The 944-nt window shown below is 61.7% G+C and carries 1 protein-coding gene; it reads right to left on the bottom strand.

Going from position 1 to position 944, the window contains the following annotated elements; genetic code table 11:
* Positions 1–30: 30 nt before the first annotated feature.
* A complete protein-coding gene (locus ACGTN6_RS20585; protein ID WP_394594919.1) occupies positions 31–801 on the bottom strand; it encodes a TIGR03759 family integrating conjugative element protein in 771 nt (256 codons plus the stop codon).
* Positions 802–944: the final 143 nt, after the last annotated feature.

Below are 944 nucleotides of genomic sequence, written 5' to 3'. Positions count from 1 at the left end.
CGCGGCTGCAGCGATCCAGCGTTTCATTCATCACCCCCTGGGAATGACTTGAGGGAGTGACTCCATCGGCGCAGACAGCTGGCCGCCGTGATTGAGGGTGATCTCGCCACGTTGCACACGGTCAGCCGGCATCTCGAGGCTTCGTGCCCAATCCTGGATTCGCCGGTTATCCCCATCGCTGTCCACGACCCAGATGTCCATCAGCGCCCCCCGATCCATCAACCGCTGCACCGTGCTATCGCACTGGTTGCAGTCATCAATAGCCACCACCACGTTGAGCCGCGAGGTTGTGGCCGACGCTTGCCCGGCCTGCCCAAATACCGATTGACCGCCCCCCTGGAACACTGACTCGGCGGTCTGCGAGGTTTCGACGGTGAAAGGATCGACACGGTTTGCATCGGGATATAGACGGTCCCACGCTGCGTCATAAGCACGCTGAAATTCCAGCTCTCGCTGGACTCGCGCTCGTTCCTGCTGGACCAGTAGCTCGGCATAGCGTCGGCGCTCAGCATCGGAGCGAGCTTCGACCCCGAGAGCGGTCAGCGGATCCAGTCCTGGTGACCAGATACCTCGCTTGCTCTCCATCAGCCGCTCGTAACGCTGCCACTCCCGATCCGAAAGCCCCCATTTCTCGGCCTCGGAACGGCCGGTTTGATCCCGCTGATTCTCGATGATCTCGGATGCCCGCTCGCTGGACCGCTGGACTTCCGAGCTTTGCGCCCACAGCGGGCTGAACATCGTCATCCCAGTCACCAGGGCGGCTGCACTCGCCACGAGCCGCTTGCGCTTCATACCGGACATTCTCACCTCCTACAGGGCCACGGAGACTTGACGACCCGCCACAGTGAACACGGCTTCACGCCCATTGATGGACGAGAGCAACCAGTTGTCGTACCGATCGCCTTCCTGGATCAGCCGAATGTCGTTTAGGGAACTGGCGGCAC

Source organism: Halomonas sp. B23F22_20 (assembly GCF_043496985.1).
Classification (GTDB): domain Bacteria; phylum Pseudomonadota; class Gammaproteobacteria; order Pseudomonadales; family Halomonadaceae; genus Halomonas.
The sequence above is the reverse complement of the archived record's forward strand: the minus strand, read 5'-3'. Positions and strand labels throughout refer to the sequence as shown.

Excerpts from the sequence above, each read along its gene's own strand:
- ACGTN6_RS20585 (WP_394594919.1), bottom strand. The coding sequence starts at position 801 with ATGTCCGGTATGAAGCGCAAGCGGCTCGTGGCGAGTGCAGCCGCCCTG.